Annotated in this window: 12 protein-coding genes, 1 tRNA gene and 1 pseudogene; 10 read left to right on the top strand and 4 right to left on the bottom strand. The window is 71.0% G+C overall.

The window, feature by feature from the left end; genetic code table 11:
- Nucleotides 1-19: 19 nt before the first annotated feature.
- The 4 genes and pseudogenes from DSY14_RS24370 to DSY14_RS24355 all read left to right on the top strand — a co-directional run.
- Complete coding sequence (locus DSY14_RS24370) at nt 20-1,294, top strand: TRAP transporter large permease (protein WP_211718955.1); 1,275 nt, start codon at nt 20-22, stop codon at nt 1,292-1,294.
- 77 nt (nt 1,295-1,371) lie between these two features.
- Nucleotides 1,372-2,367 (top strand): DctP family TRAP transporter solute-binding subunit, encoded by a 996-nt coding sequence (locus DSY14_RS24365; RefSeq protein WP_211718953.1) that lies wholly within the window; start codon nt 1,372-1,374, stop codon nt 2,365-2,367.
- Between the two features lie 47 nt (nt 2,368-2,414).
- A complete protein-coding gene (locus DSY14_RS24360; RefSeq protein WP_211718952.1) occupies nt 2,415-4,277 on the top strand; it encodes a bifunctional sugar phosphate isomerase/epimerase/4-hydroxyphenylpyruvate dioxygenase family protein in 1,863 nt (620 codons plus the stop codon).
- Nucleotides 4,274-5,152, top strand: a pseudogene (locus DSY14_RS24355) (shikimate dehydrogenase); the annotation flags it as partial. The gene DSY14_RS24360 and the pseudogene DSY14_RS24355, both read left to right, overlap by 4 nt.
- Nucleotides 5,153-5,209: 57 nt before the next feature.
- Here the strand turns inward: DSY14_RS24355 and DSY14_RS24350 are convergent.
- Complete coding sequence (locus DSY14_RS24350) at nt 5,210-5,710, bottom strand: flavin reductase family protein (protein WP_374224050.1); 501 nt, start codon at nt 5,708-5,710, stop codon at nt 5,210-5,212.
- A complete protein-coding gene (locus tag DSY14_RS24345) occupies nt 5,707-7,428 on the bottom strand; it encodes a S49 family peptidase (protein ID WP_211718951.1) in 1,722 nt (573 codons plus the stop codon). The genes DSY14_RS24350 and DSY14_RS24345 overlap by 4 nt, the downstream gene beginning before the upstream one ends.
- A gap of 124 nt (nt 7,429-7,552) precedes the next feature.
- On the opposite strand from DSY14_RS24345, the gene DSY14_RS24340 reads away from it, so the two are divergent.
- The 4 genes from DSY14_RS24340 (at nt 7,553) to DSY14_RS24325 (ending at nt 12,815) form a co-directional block, all read left to right on the top strand.
- A complete protein-coding gene (locus DSY14_RS24340) occupies nt 7,553-8,236 on the top strand; it encodes a hypothetical protein (protein WP_211718950.1) in 684 nt (227 codons plus the stop codon).
- A 313-nt stretch (nt 8,237-8,549) separates the two neighbouring features.
- A complete protein-coding gene (locus DSY14_RS24335; RefSeq protein ID WP_211718949.1) occupies nt 8,550-9,893 on the top strand; it encodes a pitrilysin family protein in 1,344 nt (447 codons plus the stop codon).
- A gap of 41 nt (nt 9,894-9,934) precedes the next feature.
- Nucleotides 9,935-11,281 carry a pitrilysin family protein gene (locus DSY14_RS24330; protein ID WP_211718948.1) on the top strand — a complete coding sequence of 449 codons (1,347 nt, stop codon included), beginning with the start codon at nt 9,935-9,937 and terminating at the stop codon, nt 11,279-11,281.
- A 337-nt stretch (nt 11,282-11,618) separates the two neighbouring features.
- Nucleotides 11,619-12,815 carry a serine/threonine-protein kinase gene (locus DSY14_RS24325; RefSeq protein ID WP_211718947.1) on the top strand — a complete coding sequence of 399 codons (1,197 nt, stop codon included), beginning with the start codon at nt 11,619-11,621 and terminating at the stop codon, nt 12,813-12,815.
- A 106-nt stretch (nt 12,816-12,921) separates the two neighbouring features.
- On the opposite strand, the gene DSY14_RS24320 is transcribed toward DSY14_RS24325, so the two are convergent.
- Nucleotides 12,922-12,996 (bottom strand) — tRNA-Leu (locus DSY14_RS24320).
- A gap of 90 nt (nt 12,997-13,086) precedes the next feature.
- The gene (bcp, locus tag DSY14_RS24315; protein ID WP_211718946.1) at nt 13,087-13,569 is read right to left on the bottom strand and encodes a thioredoxin-dependent thiol peroxidase; all 483 of its coding nucleotides are present in this window, start codon (nt 13,567-13,569) and stop codon (nt 13,087-13,089) included.
- A gap of 340 nt (nt 13,570-13,909) precedes the next feature.
- Between bcp and DSY14_RS24310 the strand changes: the two genes are divergently transcribed.
- Nucleotides 13,910-15,007: a CDP-alcohol phosphatidyltransferase family protein gene (locus DSY14_RS24310; protein ID WP_211718945.1), complete on the top strand. Its 1,098-nt coding sequence runs from the start codon at nt 13,910-13,912 to the stop codon at nt 15,005-15,007.
- Between the two features lie 16 nt (nt 15,008-15,023).
- On the top strand, nt 15,024-15,422 hold the full coding sequence (locus DSY14_RS24305) for a DUF3618 domain-containing protein (RefSeq protein WP_211718944.1): 399 nt from the start codon (nt 15,024-15,026) through the stop codon (nt 15,420-15,422).
- Nucleotides 15,423-15,538: the final 116 nt, after the last annotated feature.

Below are 15,538 nucleotides of genomic sequence, written 5' to 3'. Positions count from 1 at the left end.
CCCCCGAGGAGCCCACCCGATGAGCGCCGGACTCGTCATCCTGGGGATCGTCGTGCTGCTGGCACTGCGCGTGCCGATCGCCTTCGCCATTCTCGCGCCCTGCCTGGTCTACATGGCCTCCAGCGGGCAGTCCAGCGGGTTGGCCCTGCGCACCGCGGCCCAGGAGATCAACAGCTTCCCCCTGCTCGCCATCCCTCTGTTCATCATGGTCGGCGTCGCCGCCAACCACACCGGTATCGCCGACCGCATCTTCGCTTTCGCCCAGGTCCTCCTCGGGCGGGTGCGCGCCGGACTCGGCTACGTCAACATCGGCGTCAGCGTCGGCTTCTCCTGGGTCAGCGGCACCGCGCTGGCCGACGTCGCCGGCATGGGCAAGATGCAGGTGCCCGCGATGACCGACCGCGGCTACCCACGCCGCTTCGCCCTCGGGCTCACCGCGGCCTCCAGCCTCATCAGCCCGATCATGCCGCCGAGCATCCCGGCGATCGTCTACGCCTCGGTCGCGGCGGTCTCCACGGCCGCGCTGTTCGCGGCCGCCGTCGTCCCCGCGTTCCTCGTCGCGACGGGGCTGGCCATCGCCGTCTACCTGTGGGGTCGCAAGCGCCCCGAACTGGTGGAGGAACGGCCCACCCTCGCCCAGGCGCGCACCGCCACCCTGCGGGTCCTGGGTCCGCTCGGCGCCCCCGTGATCCTCATCGGCGGCATCCTGGGCGGCTTCTTCACCCCGACCGAGGCCGCCGCGGTCGGCGCCGCCTACGTGCTCGCCCTCGGTTTCCTCTACCGCAGGCTCAACCCGCGTTCGCTGTGGCGGATCACCGTGGAGACCGCCACGACCACCGCGTCGATCGCGATCGTGCTGGCCGCCTCCGGGCTCCTCGGCTGGATCCTGGCGCGCGAACGCGTGCCGCAGGACATCGCGTCCTTCCTGCTCGACTTCACCGAGAACCCGATCGTCTTCCTGATCCTGGTCAACCTGGTGCTCATCCTCATCGGCACCGTGCTGGAGCCCATCGCCGCGCTGATGATCACCGTGCCCGTGCTGCTGCCCATCGCGGTGCAGTTCGGCGTCGACCCCGTCCACTTCGGGGTGATCGTCATCGTCAACCTCATGATCGGCCTGCTCACGCCACCGATCGGCGGGGTCCTGTTCGTCCTTGGCTCGGCCACCCGCACACCCATGCACGAGGTCTTCCGGGGCACCGCGCCGTTCCTCATCCCGCTGCTGGTGGTGCTGGGCCTGCTCACCGTGGCACCGGACCTCGTCCTCTTCCTGCCCCGGTATCTGGGCCTGTGACCCGGTTCCCGCCCGCGCGCCCCTACCCGTTCACCACCCCGCCTTCCCACCGCATCGACCCACCCAGGGAGCTCCCCATGTCTCACCCCTACCGCTGGACGGCCCTCGCCTCCGTTCTGGTCCTCGGCCTGACCGCCTGTGGCGACGCCGGCGGTTCCGACGCCGACGTCACCCTGTCGTTCGCCAACAGCTACACCACCGACCACCCGCACACCCGCTGCGGGATCGACCTGGTCGCCGAACGCGTCGATGAGGCCGGTGTCGGCCTGGCCGTCGACACCTTCCCCAACAGCCAACTCGGCGACAACACCGAGACCTTCGCGTCGGTGATGTCCGGCGACATCGACATGGACGTTCAGGGCTCGGCCGCGCTCGGTTCGGCCCACGAGGCGATCGGTGTCCTCGACGCGGCCTACGCCTTCGACGACGTCGACCAGATGTTCGCCTACTTCGACTCCGAGGACTCCGCGGCGTTGAAGGCCGACTTCGAGGAGGCCACGGGGGTGCGGATCCTCGACGTCTGGTACTTCGGCGACCGCCACTTCACGGCCAACCAGCCGATCCGGACCCCCGAGGACCTCGCGGGACTGCGCATGCGGTTCCCCGACTCGCCGATCTACCTCGCCAACGCCGAGGCCATGGGCGCCACCCCCACCACCGTCGCCTTCGAGGAGGTCTACCTCGCCCTGCAGCAGGGCACCGCGGACGGCCAGGAGAACCCGATCCCCACCGTGTCCGCGGACAGCTTCGACGAGGTGCAGAGCCACATCAGCCTCTCCGGCCACCAGGTCGGGTCACAGATGATCGTCATCTCCGGCGCGAGCTGGGACGGGCTCGACGAGGCGCAGCAGGAGGCCCTGCAGACGTCGGTCAGCGACGTCCGTGAGGAGAACCGCGCCTGCATCGAGGAGGCGGAGGCGGAGATCCTCCAGGAGTGGGCCGACAGCGGCGCCCTGGAGGTCGTCGACGACGTCGACGTCGACACCTTCCGCGACCGGTCCCGCGCGTACTTCAGCGACCACCTGGACACCGAGCAGCGGGAGCTCTACGAGTCCCTGCACGCCGGGTCCTGACGCACACGCCGCGTACGCACGCACGAGAAGGAAGACGGGGGACCACCATGCGTCGTTCCATCGCCACGGTGTCGTTGAGCGGAACCCTGGAGGAGAAGCTCAGGGCCGCCGCCGACGCCGGGTTCGACGGCGTCGAGATCTTCGAGAACGACCTGATCGCCTCGCCCCTGCGACCACGCCGGGTCCGTGATCTGGCGGGGTCGCTGGGGCTGGGGATCGACCTGTACCAACCGTTCCGGGACTTCGAGGGGGTGGACGAGGCCCGACTGGAGCGGAACCTGCGCCGTGCCGAGGCCAAGTTCGCGCTCATGGTCGAACTGGGCGCGGACACCATCCTGGTCTGCTCCAACGCCGCGCCGGACGCGGTGGACGACGACGCCCGGTCCGCGGCCCAGCTGCGGCGCCTGGCGGAGACGGCCGAACGCTTCGGGGTCCGCGTCGCCTACGAGGCACTGGCGTGGGGTGGGGCGGTCAACAGGTACGCGCACTCCTGGCGCATCGTCGAGATGGCCGACCACCCCTCGCTCGGGGTGTGCCTGGACAGCTTCCACATCCTGTCCCGGGACGACGACCCGGCCGGGATCCGGGACATCCCCGGCGAGAAGATCTTCTTCCTGCAACTGGCCGACGCGCCCCGCATGGCCATGGACGTGCTCCAGTGGAGCCGGCACTACCGGTGCTTCCCCGGTCAGGGCGGGTTCGACCTGACCGGGTTCACCGACCACGTCCTGGCCGCCGGGTACACCGGCCCGCTGTCGCTGGAGGTCTTCAACGACGTGTTCCGCGCCTCGGACGCGCGGCGCACGGCGGCCGACGCCATGCGTTCCCTGACCCTGTTGGAGGACTCCCTGGGCCGGGCCCCCGAGGGCCCGCGGCCGACGGTGGAATTGCGTCGGCTCCCCGCGCCCACGCGTCCCTCCGGCTACGCGTTCGTGGAGGTCGCCGCGGAGGTCGAGTCGGCGCGGAGGGTGCGCACGATCCTGTCCGCGCTGGGTTTCGCGCACACCCACGACCACCGCTCCAAGCCCGTGCAGCTGTGGCGTCACGGCGACGCGCGCCTCCTGCTCAACTCCACCGACCCCCGGCTGGGGCACACCTGGGACGGGCCCGCGTCCGTGACCGCGCTGGGCGTGGCCGTTCCCGACCCCGAGGGCGCGGTGGACAGGGCCGGGCGCCTGCTCGCACCGGCGCTGCCCCGTCGCCGTGACCCGGCCGAGTCGGACCTGCACGCGGTGGCCGCGCCCGACGGCACCGCGGTGTTCTTCTGCGCCGAGGGGGAGGGGTCGCCCGACTGGACGGCGGACTTCTCCACGCCCGTGGGTCGGGACCGGGTCGAGGGTGTCGCCGCCGGCCCGGTCACCATCGACCACGTCGGCCTGTTCCAGCCCTTCGACCACTTCGACGAGGCCTCGCTCTTCTACCGTTCCCTGTTCGGGCTCACCCCGGACGAGAACGTGGAGATGGCCGCGCCGGACGGGCTGGTCCGCAGCCGCGCCCTGGCCGGTCGGGACGGTGGGCCGCGCGTGGTGCTCAACGTGTCCGTCCTGAGCCGCGGCGCCCGCGCCGACGCCGAAGGCGGTGCCCAGCACATCGCGCTCTCCTGCGACGACGTCTTCGCCGCCGCGGAGGCGATGCGGGCCGCCGGGGTGGACCCCCTGCCGATCCCGGACAACTACTACGACGACCTCGCCTGCCGCACCGACCTGCGTCCCGACACACGCGAGCGCATGCGGGAGAACGGCGTGCTCTACGACCGGGACGACGACGGCGAGTTCTGGCACTTCTACACCGCCACCGTCGACGGGCGGCTGTTCTTCGAGGTGGTCCAGCGCAGCGGCGGCTACGACGGATACGGGGCCGCCAACAGCGCCGTGCGCATGGCCGCGCAGCGGGCGGAGGCCGCGCGATGACGAGGACGTACGAGGGTGGGACGGGGACGACGGTGAACGTCGACGCACGAGAACGGTCCTACCTGGTCGGGTTGATCGGCGCGGGGATCGGCCCCTCGCTCACCCCTTCCATGCACGAACGGGAGGCGGCCCGACTCGGACGGCGCCTGGTCTACCGGACGATCGACATCGACCGCCTGCGGCTGGCGCCGGACGCGGTGGGGGAGCTGGTGGAGTCGGCGCGCCGACTGGGCTATGACGGGCTCAACATCACCCACCCGTGCAAGCGCCTGGTGATGCCCGCCCTGGACGGGTTCTCGGCGGACGCCGCCGCCTTGGGCGCGGTGAACACCGTGGTCTTCGGAGCGGAGGGGGCCATCGGCCACAACACGGACTGGTCGGGCTTCGCGGAGGCGCTGCGGCGCGGGCTCCCCGAGGCGCGCCGCGAGCGGGTCGTGCTCCTCGGGGCCGGGGGAGCGGGCGCGGCCGTGGCCTACGCGCTGCTGCGCACCGGCACCCGGGAGGTGACGGTGGTGGACGTGTCCCCGGACAGCGCGGTGACCCTGGTCGACCGGTTGTCGGGGGTGTTCCCCGACGCCGACCTGCGCGCCGGCGACCATGGGGACCTCACGCGGTACCTGGAGGCGGCGGACGGGTTGGTGCACGCCACCCCCACCGGGATGGCCGACCACCCGGGACTGCCCCTGGAACCGGAGTCCCTGCATCCGGGGGTGTGGGTCGCCGACGTGGTCTACCGTCCCCTGCGCACCGCCCTGCTCACCGTGGCAGCCGAGCGCGGTTGCGCGGTGCTCGACGGTGGGGGGATGGCCGTCCACCAGGCCAGTGACGCCTTCGCGCTGATCACCGGGCTGACACCCGATCCGGCGTACCTGACCGCCCACTTCCGGCGGGGCCGATCGGCCCCGCCCCGCGTCCGTGTTCCCGTGTCCGGGTCAGGGCTCCACCGCGTGGTAGCGGCCGGCCCAGCGCACCATCGCGGGCGCCCGGCGATCCGCCGCCGGTTCGGGCAGGCCCACCACGTCGGCGAAGAACACCACGTGGTCACCGACCTCCACCTTCTGACGCACCGTGCACTCCAGCGCGGCCAGTGCCTCGTCCAGGACGAGCGCGCCGGTGTGCGCGCCCCGATGGTGCGGGTGCCCCGACACCAACAGACGTGCGCTGGGGCGGCCCTCGGCCGCGAACCGTCCGGCCATGGCGCGCTGGTCGGCGGAGAGCACGCTCACCGCGAAGGCGCCGACCTCCTCGACCACCTCCGCCACGTACCCCTCGGCGTCGACGCTCAGCATCACCACCGGGGGACGCGCCGACACCGACACCAGCGCGCTCACCGTGGCACCGATGTCGTCGCGCCCGTCGGCGATGGTCACCACCGTCACCCCGGTGGGCAACATCGTCATGGCGTTCAGGTAGGCGTCACCGTCGACACTCAACGGATCTCCCACGTCCCCGGCATGCTCAACGGACCGGCGGCGGGCAGGCCCAGCCGGGCGGCCATGTGCTCCAGCGGACCCCACGCGCTCAGGACTGTCTGTGGTTCGGCGGCCAGGTCCTCGCTGGACTCGTGCTGGCGGAGCCGGTCCAGCGGGTGCGTGCGCGGGAACGAACGCACCGGCAGCGCCCCCGCGCCGACCCGGTCGCGGGCCAGTCGGACCGCCGTCGCCACGCCGCCCAGTTCGTCGACCAGGCCGCGCTCCTCGGCGTCCGCGCCGGTCCAGATCCGGCCCTTGGCCACCGCGTGGATCTCGTCCCAGGTGCGACCGCGCGCCGCCGCCACCTTGCCGACGAAGTCCTCGTAGATGGTGTCCAGCAGCGTGTTGAGCCGCTCCCACTCGGACGTGCTGAACCCCTCCTCGGAGTCGAACATCGCGGCGTGCGCGCCCTGGCGCACCGAGTCCGAGGTGATGCCGAAACGTTCCTTGAGCGCGCCCAGCACCGGCTTGCCGGTGAGCACGCCGATGGACCCGGTGATGGTGGCGGGCTGGGCCACGATCGCGTCCGACCCCAGGGCCACGTAGTAGCCGCCGGAGCCGGCGATGTCGCCCATCGTGGTGATGACCGGCTTGCCCGCCTCACGGGTCAGCTGGCTCTCCCGACGGATGAGGTCCGAGGCGATCGCCGAGCCGCCTCCGCTGTCCACACGGAACACCACGGCCTTGACTCGTGGGTCCTGACGGGCGGCGCGGAACGCGGCGCAGACCGTGTCCGACCCCATCACGGCGCCGCCCAGCGGAGAACGACGGCTCCGGCCGAGGGTGATGCCGCCCGACGCGGAGATCAGCGCGATGTGGTCCCCGTCGTCGACGAACTTCGGCTTGGGCGGCGCGGTGTGCCTGCGGTGGTAGCGCACGACGAACTGCAGCGCGGGCTCGGGGGACTTCTCCTCCTCGCCGCGCACCTGCGCGAAGAGGTCGGCGTAGACCTCGTCCCGGTAGGCGAGCCGGTCCACCAGACCGGCCTCCAGTGCCTCCCGCGCCAGGATCGGGGCGGTGTCGATGAGCTCGCGCACCCGCTCGGTGGTGAGTCCGCGGGTCGTGGCGACGGCCTCGACGACCTGGTCGTTCATGGACTCGATGATCCGACCGATCGCCTCGCGGTGCGCGTCGGTGTAGGCCGTCTGGGTGTAGGGGTTGATCGCGTTCTTGTACTCGTGGCGCGCCCCGCCCTCGAATCTCACGTCGAGTTTGTCCAGCGCACCCTTGTAGAACGTGGCGCGGGACATCAGGCCGCTCAGGCCCACCAGGCCGGTCGGGGACAGGGCGATCCGGGAGAAGGCGGTGGCCAGGTAGTAGGACAGGTTGCCGTCGCCGACCTCGCCGAAGGTGTCCGCCCAGGCGACCGCGGGCTTACCGGTGGCGCGGAAGTCGGCGATCGTGTCGCGCAGCTCCTGCACCTTGCCCGGGCCCAGGTGCCGTGCGTCCACCCGTACGATGAGGGCGGCCACACCGGGGTCGCGTGCGCCCCGGCGGATCCCTTCCAGGACCTCCAGGTACTGCTGTTTGCGCCGGTTCATGAGCTGGCTCAGGGGGTCGCCCGGCGACTCGTCGACCACCCCTTCCGTCAGGTCCAGCTCCAGCACCAACGGGCCGTGGGAGCGCGGGCCGAAACGGTTGAGGGACAAGGGCTCAGTGATCTTCGCGAGGTCCACCATGGACCCAGCGTAGTCGCGACGGTTCCCCTGTGCGGTGAGCGTGCGGGGGACGCTAAGGTCGACTGTGCTCCGAACCGTCGAGGAACCGCGGTGACGGAGACCGTAGAGAAGGGCGGGACGGACGATGGCGGGCGCGACGGACCAGGTGCGGCGACGTGTGCGAAGGGGCGGCCGGGCGGCCGCGGTCGCGACGATGGCCCTGTTGACCCTCGGCGCCTGCGGCTCCGGGTCTCCCGAGGAGGTCGAACTGGAGCGTGGCGAGAGCGGCATGATGCCCGCGATCGACCCGCCCGGTCCGGAGGGCTACGAGGCCGTCGAGGTCGCCGGGGTGTCGATCGAGGCCCCCGAGGACTGGGAGATCCAGAACGAGGGCGGGCGGGCGTGTCTGACCCCGCCCGGGCAGAGCGCCTGCGCCTACGGTTCGGTCGAACTGGTCCCCAGACAGGCCGCCGGCCACCCGGACGGCTGGCCGAAGAAGGACGACGCCTTCCACGACGACAACGGCTGGGCGGACGACACCGACGGCTGCCGCAGCCTCAACACCGCGGCCTCCGGGAACATCGGTGTGGAGAGCGCGGATCTCGCCAGCGAGACGGGCAACGTCTTCGAGCACGCCGACGGACTCAAGTCCCACCACTCGATCTGGGACGTCACCTGCGCCAACGGCGACTCCTTCGAGGTGCGCATGTGGTTCCTGCCCGAGAGCGACGTGCTCCTCTACGTGTGGTCGGTCGACGCCCAGTACGACGCCCTTTACGACGAGATCGCCGCGTCGATGGACACCACCGAGTACCGCTCCGGCTCCTGAGCGCGACGCGCCCCGGAGATCCCGGCGGCGACGCCTCACCGATGCGGGCACCGGACCTCCGGGCGCGGTGACCCCTCGGTACCCCGACCGTCGTCCGGGCCGCCGACACCCCTATCGACACCCCACCGACACCCGACCCCTCACGCGCGGGCGGCCACCGGCGTCGCGGCCCTCCCGTCACGGCCTCCCGAGGTCGGTGAAAACCCCCACGGATTACCCGAACCTCGTGTCCCCACAGTGCCCCGAGGCCATACAGTCGTACTCGGTGAAGCAGTCAACGCAACTTGATGGGGTGCATGCGCAGGTGACCACCATGGAAACGTCGGGACGGGTCGAGCAGTACACGCTGGACAACGGGTTGCGTCTGGTGACCGCGCCGGCCTCCACCGGACAGGTCGCCGCGGTCAACCTCTGGTACGGCGTGGGCTCGCGTCACGAGGTGCCCGGGCGCACCGGGTTCGCCCACCTCTTCGAGCACCTGATGTTCCAGGGCACCGGCAACACCGACAAGGGCGACCACTTCGACGCGGTCGAGCGGCTCGGCGGTGACATCAACGCCTCCACCTCCACCGACCGCACCAACTACTTCGAGACGGTCCCCACCCACGCCCTGGACCTCATCCTCTGGCTGGAGGCCGACCGCCTGGCCACCCTGCGCGAGGGCATGACCCAGGAGGTCCTCGACAACCAGCGCGACGTGGTCAAGAACGAGCGTCGCCAGCGTTACGAGAACCAGCCCTACGGCACGGCCCTGGAGCGCATCCTGCGCCTGGCCTTCCCGGAGGGGCACCCCTACCACCACCCGACCATCGGCTCCATGGCCGACCTGGACGCCGCCGACCTGGACTACGTCAAGTCCTTCCACAAGCTGCACTACGGTCCGGACAACTGCGTCCTCACCGTCGTCAGCGACCTGGAGTCCGCCGACGTCCTGGCCCGGGTGGAGAAGTACTTCGGTCCGATCCCGGCGCGCGACGAGGTCCCCGAGGTCCCCGACCCCTCCCTGGGCTCCCCGCTGGGCGGCCCGGTGCGCGACGCCGTCACCGAGACCGTCCCGGCCGCCGGCGTGTTCATCGGCTTCCGCGTCCCCGCCTACGGCGATCGCGAGCACGACGCCGCCCAGCTCGCCTCCGCGGTGCTCGGTCAGGGCCAGGGCAGCCGCCTGTACCGGTCGCTGGTCGTGGAGCGGCCCATCGCCGCCGATGACGGCGGCGGCGCCGCGGACATCCTGCCGTTCCGCTACACCGACAGCCTGCTGCTGGTGAACATGCTCGCCCGCGAGAACGTGGACGGCGACGTCCTGGAGAAGGCCATCCGCGAGGAGATCGCCAAGCTCGCCGACGGTGTCTCCGAGGAGGAGCTCGACCGTGCCCGCGCCGTCCTGGAGCGCGAGCACCTGCACCACATCGCCGGCCCCGCCGGACTGGCCGACACCATCGGCAGCTGCACCCAGCTGTTCGACGACCCCGAGCTCGCCTACACGTGGCCCCGTCGCTGGGCGGACATCTCCGCCGAAGAGGTCCGTGCCGCCGCCGAGCGCCTGCTGGTGGACGGGAACATGCTGGTCGTGCGGTTCGACCCCGAACCCGAGGCCGAGGCGGAGGCGTCCGAGGTGGAGGCCGAGGCCGACACCGTCGCCAACGCCCCCCGTTCGTGACCGCAGGTCCCGTCGAACCCAGCCACAGAAAGAGCCGCAGCATGCAGCAGACCCGTCCGGACCTCGGCGCCGTCGCGTCCTACACCTTTCCCAAGCCTCAGCGCGTCCGTGTCGGCAATGGCACCGTCGTCGCCGTCGACCTGCCCGGCCAGCAACTGATCTCGCTCCGCCTCATCCTTCCCGGCGGCGGTGCCGTCGAGCCCCTCGACGCCCTGGGTGTCAGCGCCCTGACCAGTGAGGTCCTGGAGGACGGCCCCGACGGCAACAGCTCGCTGGCCCCGGCCCTGGAGCGGTACGGCGCCGAGTGGATCTCCCGCGTCACCTGGGACGGTTTCATCACCGGCCTGGACGCACCGACCAGCCGCCTCGACGAGGCCGTGCTTCTGTTCAACGACGCGGTGCGTCGCCCGGCGTTGAACCCCGACGACATCATCCGCCGCCGCGAGCAGCTCCTGGAGCGCTTCTGGCTGGAGGCGGCCTCCGCCTCCACCCTGGCCATGCGCAGCCTGGGCGGCCAGCTGTTCACGGGCCGCTACGCCACCCCGCTGGCGGGTGGTCCGATCAAGCTCGCCGACATCACCCCCGAGCGGGTGGCCGCCTTCCACGCCGACTCCCTCGCCTCGGTCGCCGGCACCCTGGTGGTCGTCGGCGACCTCGCCGGGGTCGACCTGGAGGAGCTGGGTCGCGGTGTCTTCGGTGACGCCGCCGCCGTCCCCGAGCGCCGGAGCACCGAGCCGGGGCCGCCCCCCGGCGAGCTGCCCCGCGTGCTCATCGTGGACCGCCCGGGTTCGGTGCAGTCCGCCCTGGTCATCGCCCACCGGGCGCCCTCCCGCTCGCAGGTGGACCTGCCGCGTGCCGAGGGCATCAGCGAGGTCCTGGGCGGCATGTTCACCTCGCGCCTCAACATGGAGCTGCGCGAGCGTCTGGGCTACACCTACGGCGCCGGGAGCCGCTTCGACCTGCGTCGGGACAGCGGCGTGTTCTTCACGAGCACCCAGGTGGAGGCCAGTACCACGGCCCACTCGGTCACGTCCTCCTTCGAGCAGATCGCCAAGCTGCGCGAGGACGGTGTCACCGAGGACGAGTTGGCCACCGTCCGCGAGTCCAACACCGTCGGCCTGCCGGTCAGCTACTCCACGGCCCGTTCGGTCGCCGGGGCCCTGGTGGACATCGTCATGCACGACCTGCCCGACGACAACGTCGACCGGGTCCGGGCCGGCTACGAGAAGCTCACCGCGGAGGACCTGAACTCGGCCGCCGTCGAGTACCTGCGTCCCGAGGAAGCGGTCGTGGTGGTGGTCGGTGACGCCGACAGCCTCCGTGAGCCGCTCACCCAGGCCGGGGTCGGACCCGTCGAGGTGCGCTCTCCCGAGTCCCTCTGGAGCTGAGGCACCGGGTCTCGTGCACGCGCTTCGGCGCGTGCACGAAACCCACGTCCGAGTCAAGGGTCGGCAAGGGAGATCCTCCTCACGGAATGCGTCGCCCCTGCTCGGACATAACGAAAACGAACCTATGTGTCACCCATCGGTCAACCGGCGGCGTGCTGCCGACGTCATGCTGGTATAACGAGTGATCCGTGCACCTACGTGGTGACAGCGACCGCAATGCTCCGCAGGAGGCCACCATGGCCGGTGAATGGACCCGTGGATAACCGTGTCCTCCCTAGAAAACCCCCACACGCAGCGGCCCGAGCCGTCGCTCGACTCGGCGCGTCCGGACGCCGCTGTGGTTGAGCCCGTCGGTCGGCTGCTCAAAGGGCGTTACCAGCTGACCTCGGAGATCGCCCGGGGCGGTGTGGGTACGGTCTGGCGCGCCACCGACCTGGTCATCAAGCGTGAGGTGGCGGTCAAGGAGCTGCGCCTGCCCGCGGACCTGAGCCGATCCGAGCGCGACACCCTCCTGCAGCGCACGACCCGCGAGGCGAGGGTGGCCGGTCGTCTCACCCACCCCAGCCTGGTCACCGTCCTGGACGTCGTGGACGAGGACGAGCGGCCGTGGATCGTCATGGAGCTGGTGGAGGCCTCCACCCTGGAGGAGATCATCCAGGTGGGCGGGCCCCTGCCCTACCAGCGGGTCGCCGAGATCGGTCTCCACCTCATCGACGCCCTTCAGGTGGCGCACGGCGAGGGCATCGTCCACCGCGACGTCAAACCCGAGAACGTCATGATCAGCGCCGCCGGACGCGTGGTGCTCACCGACTTCGGGCTGGCCGCCTGGAACGGCGAGTCCGCGCTGAGCGCCTCGGGCCGCATCATCGGATCGCCCGCCTACATCCCGCCGGAGCGGGCCAAGGCCGGCCCGGTGGGGCCCGAGTCCGACCTCTGGTCCCTGGGGGCGACCCTGTACGCCGCGGTCGAGGGCTACCCGCCCTACGACCGCAAGGGCTACATCAAGATCCTGCGTCAGGAGCCCCTGCACGAGCCCAAAGAGGCCACCAACGCCGGGCCCCTGGCCCCGGTGCTGGCCGGGTTGCTCAAGGTGGAGCCGGCCGAGCGGCTGACCGCGGAGAACGCGGCCAAGATGCTGCGGATCGCCGCGCTGGCGCCCTGGTCGCGGGAGGAGCCCGCGCAGGGGACCACGGGGTTGCCGACCGCCACCGCCGCCGCCCGCGCGGTCACCGCCGACGCCGGTGAGGGGCACCCTCAGGACGACTCGGAGGAGAGTCCCGAGGAACGCGAGTCCGCTCGGGAGCACTTCCGCGCCGGAGCGCAGGTACTGGCGGAGTCCATCAGCGAGCGGTTGCGGCACAGCCCCGAGGCGATGAACTCGATCATGATGTCGATCCGCGAGTCCGCCGACACCCTGGGGTTGACCAGCCCCGGTAAGCACGCGGAGAAGAGCCGCCTTCCCGTGGTCGCGGGTGTGGGCCTGGGCGTGATCGCCCTGCTCGCGCTGGTCATGTGGGCCCTGCTGGGCCTGTAGGGCCCCTGTCCCGCGAGAGACCGGTCCCGCCGAGTCCGGGGGCCTGGCGCACGAACGCCCCTGACCGTGGAACACGGATCAGGGGCGTCGACCGCCTGCGTCGAAGTGGGGCCGGCGGGATTCGAACCCGCACTGTACAGCACCTAAAGCTGCCGTCTCCTGCCGGTTGGACTACGGCCCCGACGGGGTCACTCTACCGGGATCACGAGGTCGGGGGAGCCCGGGGGCACCGGCCGTCCGGCCCTGTGGCGACCGGACGACCGACTCCGGATCACACGCCCAGTTCGCGCTTGATCCGGTCGACGTGGCCCGTGGCCTTCACGTTGTAGAAGGCCTTGAGCACCTTGCCGTCCGTGCCGACGATGATGGTCGAGCGGATGACGCCCTGGACGACGCGGCCGTAGTTCTTCTTCTCCCCGAAGGCGCCGTAGGCCCGCAGGGTGTCCTTCTCGGGGTCGCCGACCAGGGTGAAGGTCAGGCTCTCCTTGTCCCGGAACTTCGCCAGCTTGTCGGACGTGTCGGGGGACACGCCCAGGACGGTGAAGCCCGCGTCGGCGAACTCGGTGAGGTTGTCCCGGAAGTCGCAGGCCTCGGTGGTGCACCCCGGGGTCATCGCGGCCGGGTAGAAGTACAGCACGACGCTCTTGCCGGTGTCGGCCAGGACCTTGCTCAGGGTGACGGATGCGCCGTCGGCGTCGCTGAGGGTGAAGTCGGGGGCCTGGTCCCCGGGCTCCAGTCGAATGGTCTCGCTCACGTGGTGTCTTCCTTCTGCCGCCGGTGGACCGGGCGTCGCCGGTCCGTGTTCTGCACGCCTCACAGTACGAGATGCCGCGGTCACTCGGGCAAGCGGACGCGGACGCATCGGTGGCGGTGGCCGGGGGTGATGAGGGTGCTTCGGTTGCGATTCCGGTTCGGTTCATCCGCTTTGGGAGGTGCCCCACGGTCTGATCACCTATTGTTGACCGAACGCTCTCGGTTGGCCTGTTCTCGCCCTCATGCCGTAGCGTGCGCGGGTCGCCGGTGACCCGACGGCATGCCCGGCCTCACCGCCGGGCCGGAGCACATCCGTTTCTCTTGGGGAGTAGTTCGCGCCGATGTCCGGATTCACACTCGACGAGGTCAGGGCCCGCACCCTCAAGGAGCGCGACTCCTGGTGGACCGTCTACCTGGTGGATCCGATCGCGGTCCGGCTGGTCCGGTCGATCGCCGGTCGCACCTCCATCACACCCAACCAGTTGACGGTCGTCGCGCTCTTCCTCGGGTTGGGCGCGGCCGTGTGCTTCGCGTTCGGGTACTGGCAACTGCTCCTCCTGGGCGCCGCCCTGTACTACGTGTGCTTCCTCGTGGACTGCGTCGACGGCAAGCTCGCCCGGCTCACCGGCACGGAGACGATCTTCGGCGCCTGGATGGACTATGTGTCCGACCGGTTCCGCGTCCTGGTGTGCGTGGTGGCCCTCATGGGGGGCCAGTACCGCGAGACCGGGCACGTGGCGTTCGTGTGGTTGGCCCTGGTCGTGGTCTTCCTGGACATGCTCCGCTACCTGAACGCGCTCCAGGTGTACAAGGTGCGCCGGGAGATGCGCTCGCACCTGGCGGCGGCGCTGGAGCGGGCCCGGGCCACCCTGTCGATGCTGGAGCCCGGGGGCGACGACACGGGCGAGGCGACCGGTCGCGGTGGTCGAACGATGAGCGACGGCGGCGAACAGGCGGTCCTGCGACACGGCATCGGCGTGTTGGAACAGATCCTGCGCAGCCAGAACGAGCGCGAGGCGCGCAACCAGCGCACCGCCGGAAAACAGCCGGACCTGACCCTGCCCAAGGTCGACCTGCACCAGGAGTTCCGGAGCCGTTTCCCCTGGTACCAGCGGTTCTGGGCGGCCCTGAACGCGCGACGGATCCGCACCCACCTGGTGGGCGGGATCGAGTTCCAGGTGGCCGTCTTCATGCTCGCTCCGGTGGCGGCCGTCCTGTTCGGACCGCCCGTGATCGGCTGGATCACCGCGTTCGTCGGTGTTTTGCTCCTCGCCTTCGAGATCGCCATCATCTATAAACTGTGGTTGTCCACGCGGGACTTCTTCCGCGTGGTCGACGGAATCGATGGCGCGCTGAGATTCTCCGGTCCGTCCGACGGCGCGGAGGAACAGGGTCGGGACACCGGCTCGGACTCGGACTCTCAGACAATCGTGCGCTAGTGGAGAGAGGCACCCTATGACGGGACGCGACACCGAACCGCGCCAGACCGCTGCCGAGATCCAGGCCGAGATCGACCGTGAACAGCGCCGGTTGGCCGAGACCCTGGACGAGCTCAGCGTCCAGGCCCATCCCACCAACATCGCCAAGCGACAGGTCGCCAAGGTCAAGGAGCGCGGCACCCGGATCCTCGACGAGGCGCGCGCGTTGGTCGTCGGTGGCGGCGCGGTCCGTGTGGAGAGCCGCCTGGTGCAGCCCGAGGAGGGCAGCATCGTGCTCAAGGGCGACGACAAGGTGGTGACCACCTACCAGTCGCGGGGGCAGTTGCCTCCCGAGGCGCTGATCCTGGTGGCCGGGGTGGGCGCGGTCATCGCCGTCGGCGTGGTCGCCTGGGCGGTCCGCCGTAAGCGGAAGTAGACCCCCGCACCCCTGGGAACGACGGAACGGGGCCCGCGCCACCACGGCGCGGGCCCCGTCGTCGCGTTCGGGGCCCGATCCGGGGCACCGGCCGGCGACGCCCCCCGGAGAACGGG

The organism is Nocardiopsis sp. MG754419 (assembly GCF_018207095.1).
GTDB lineage: Bacteria > Actinomycetota > Actinomycetes > Streptosporangiales > Streptosporangiaceae > Nocardiopsis.
The sequence above is the reverse complement of the archived record's forward strand: the minus strand, read 5'-3'. Positions and strand labels throughout refer to the sequence as shown.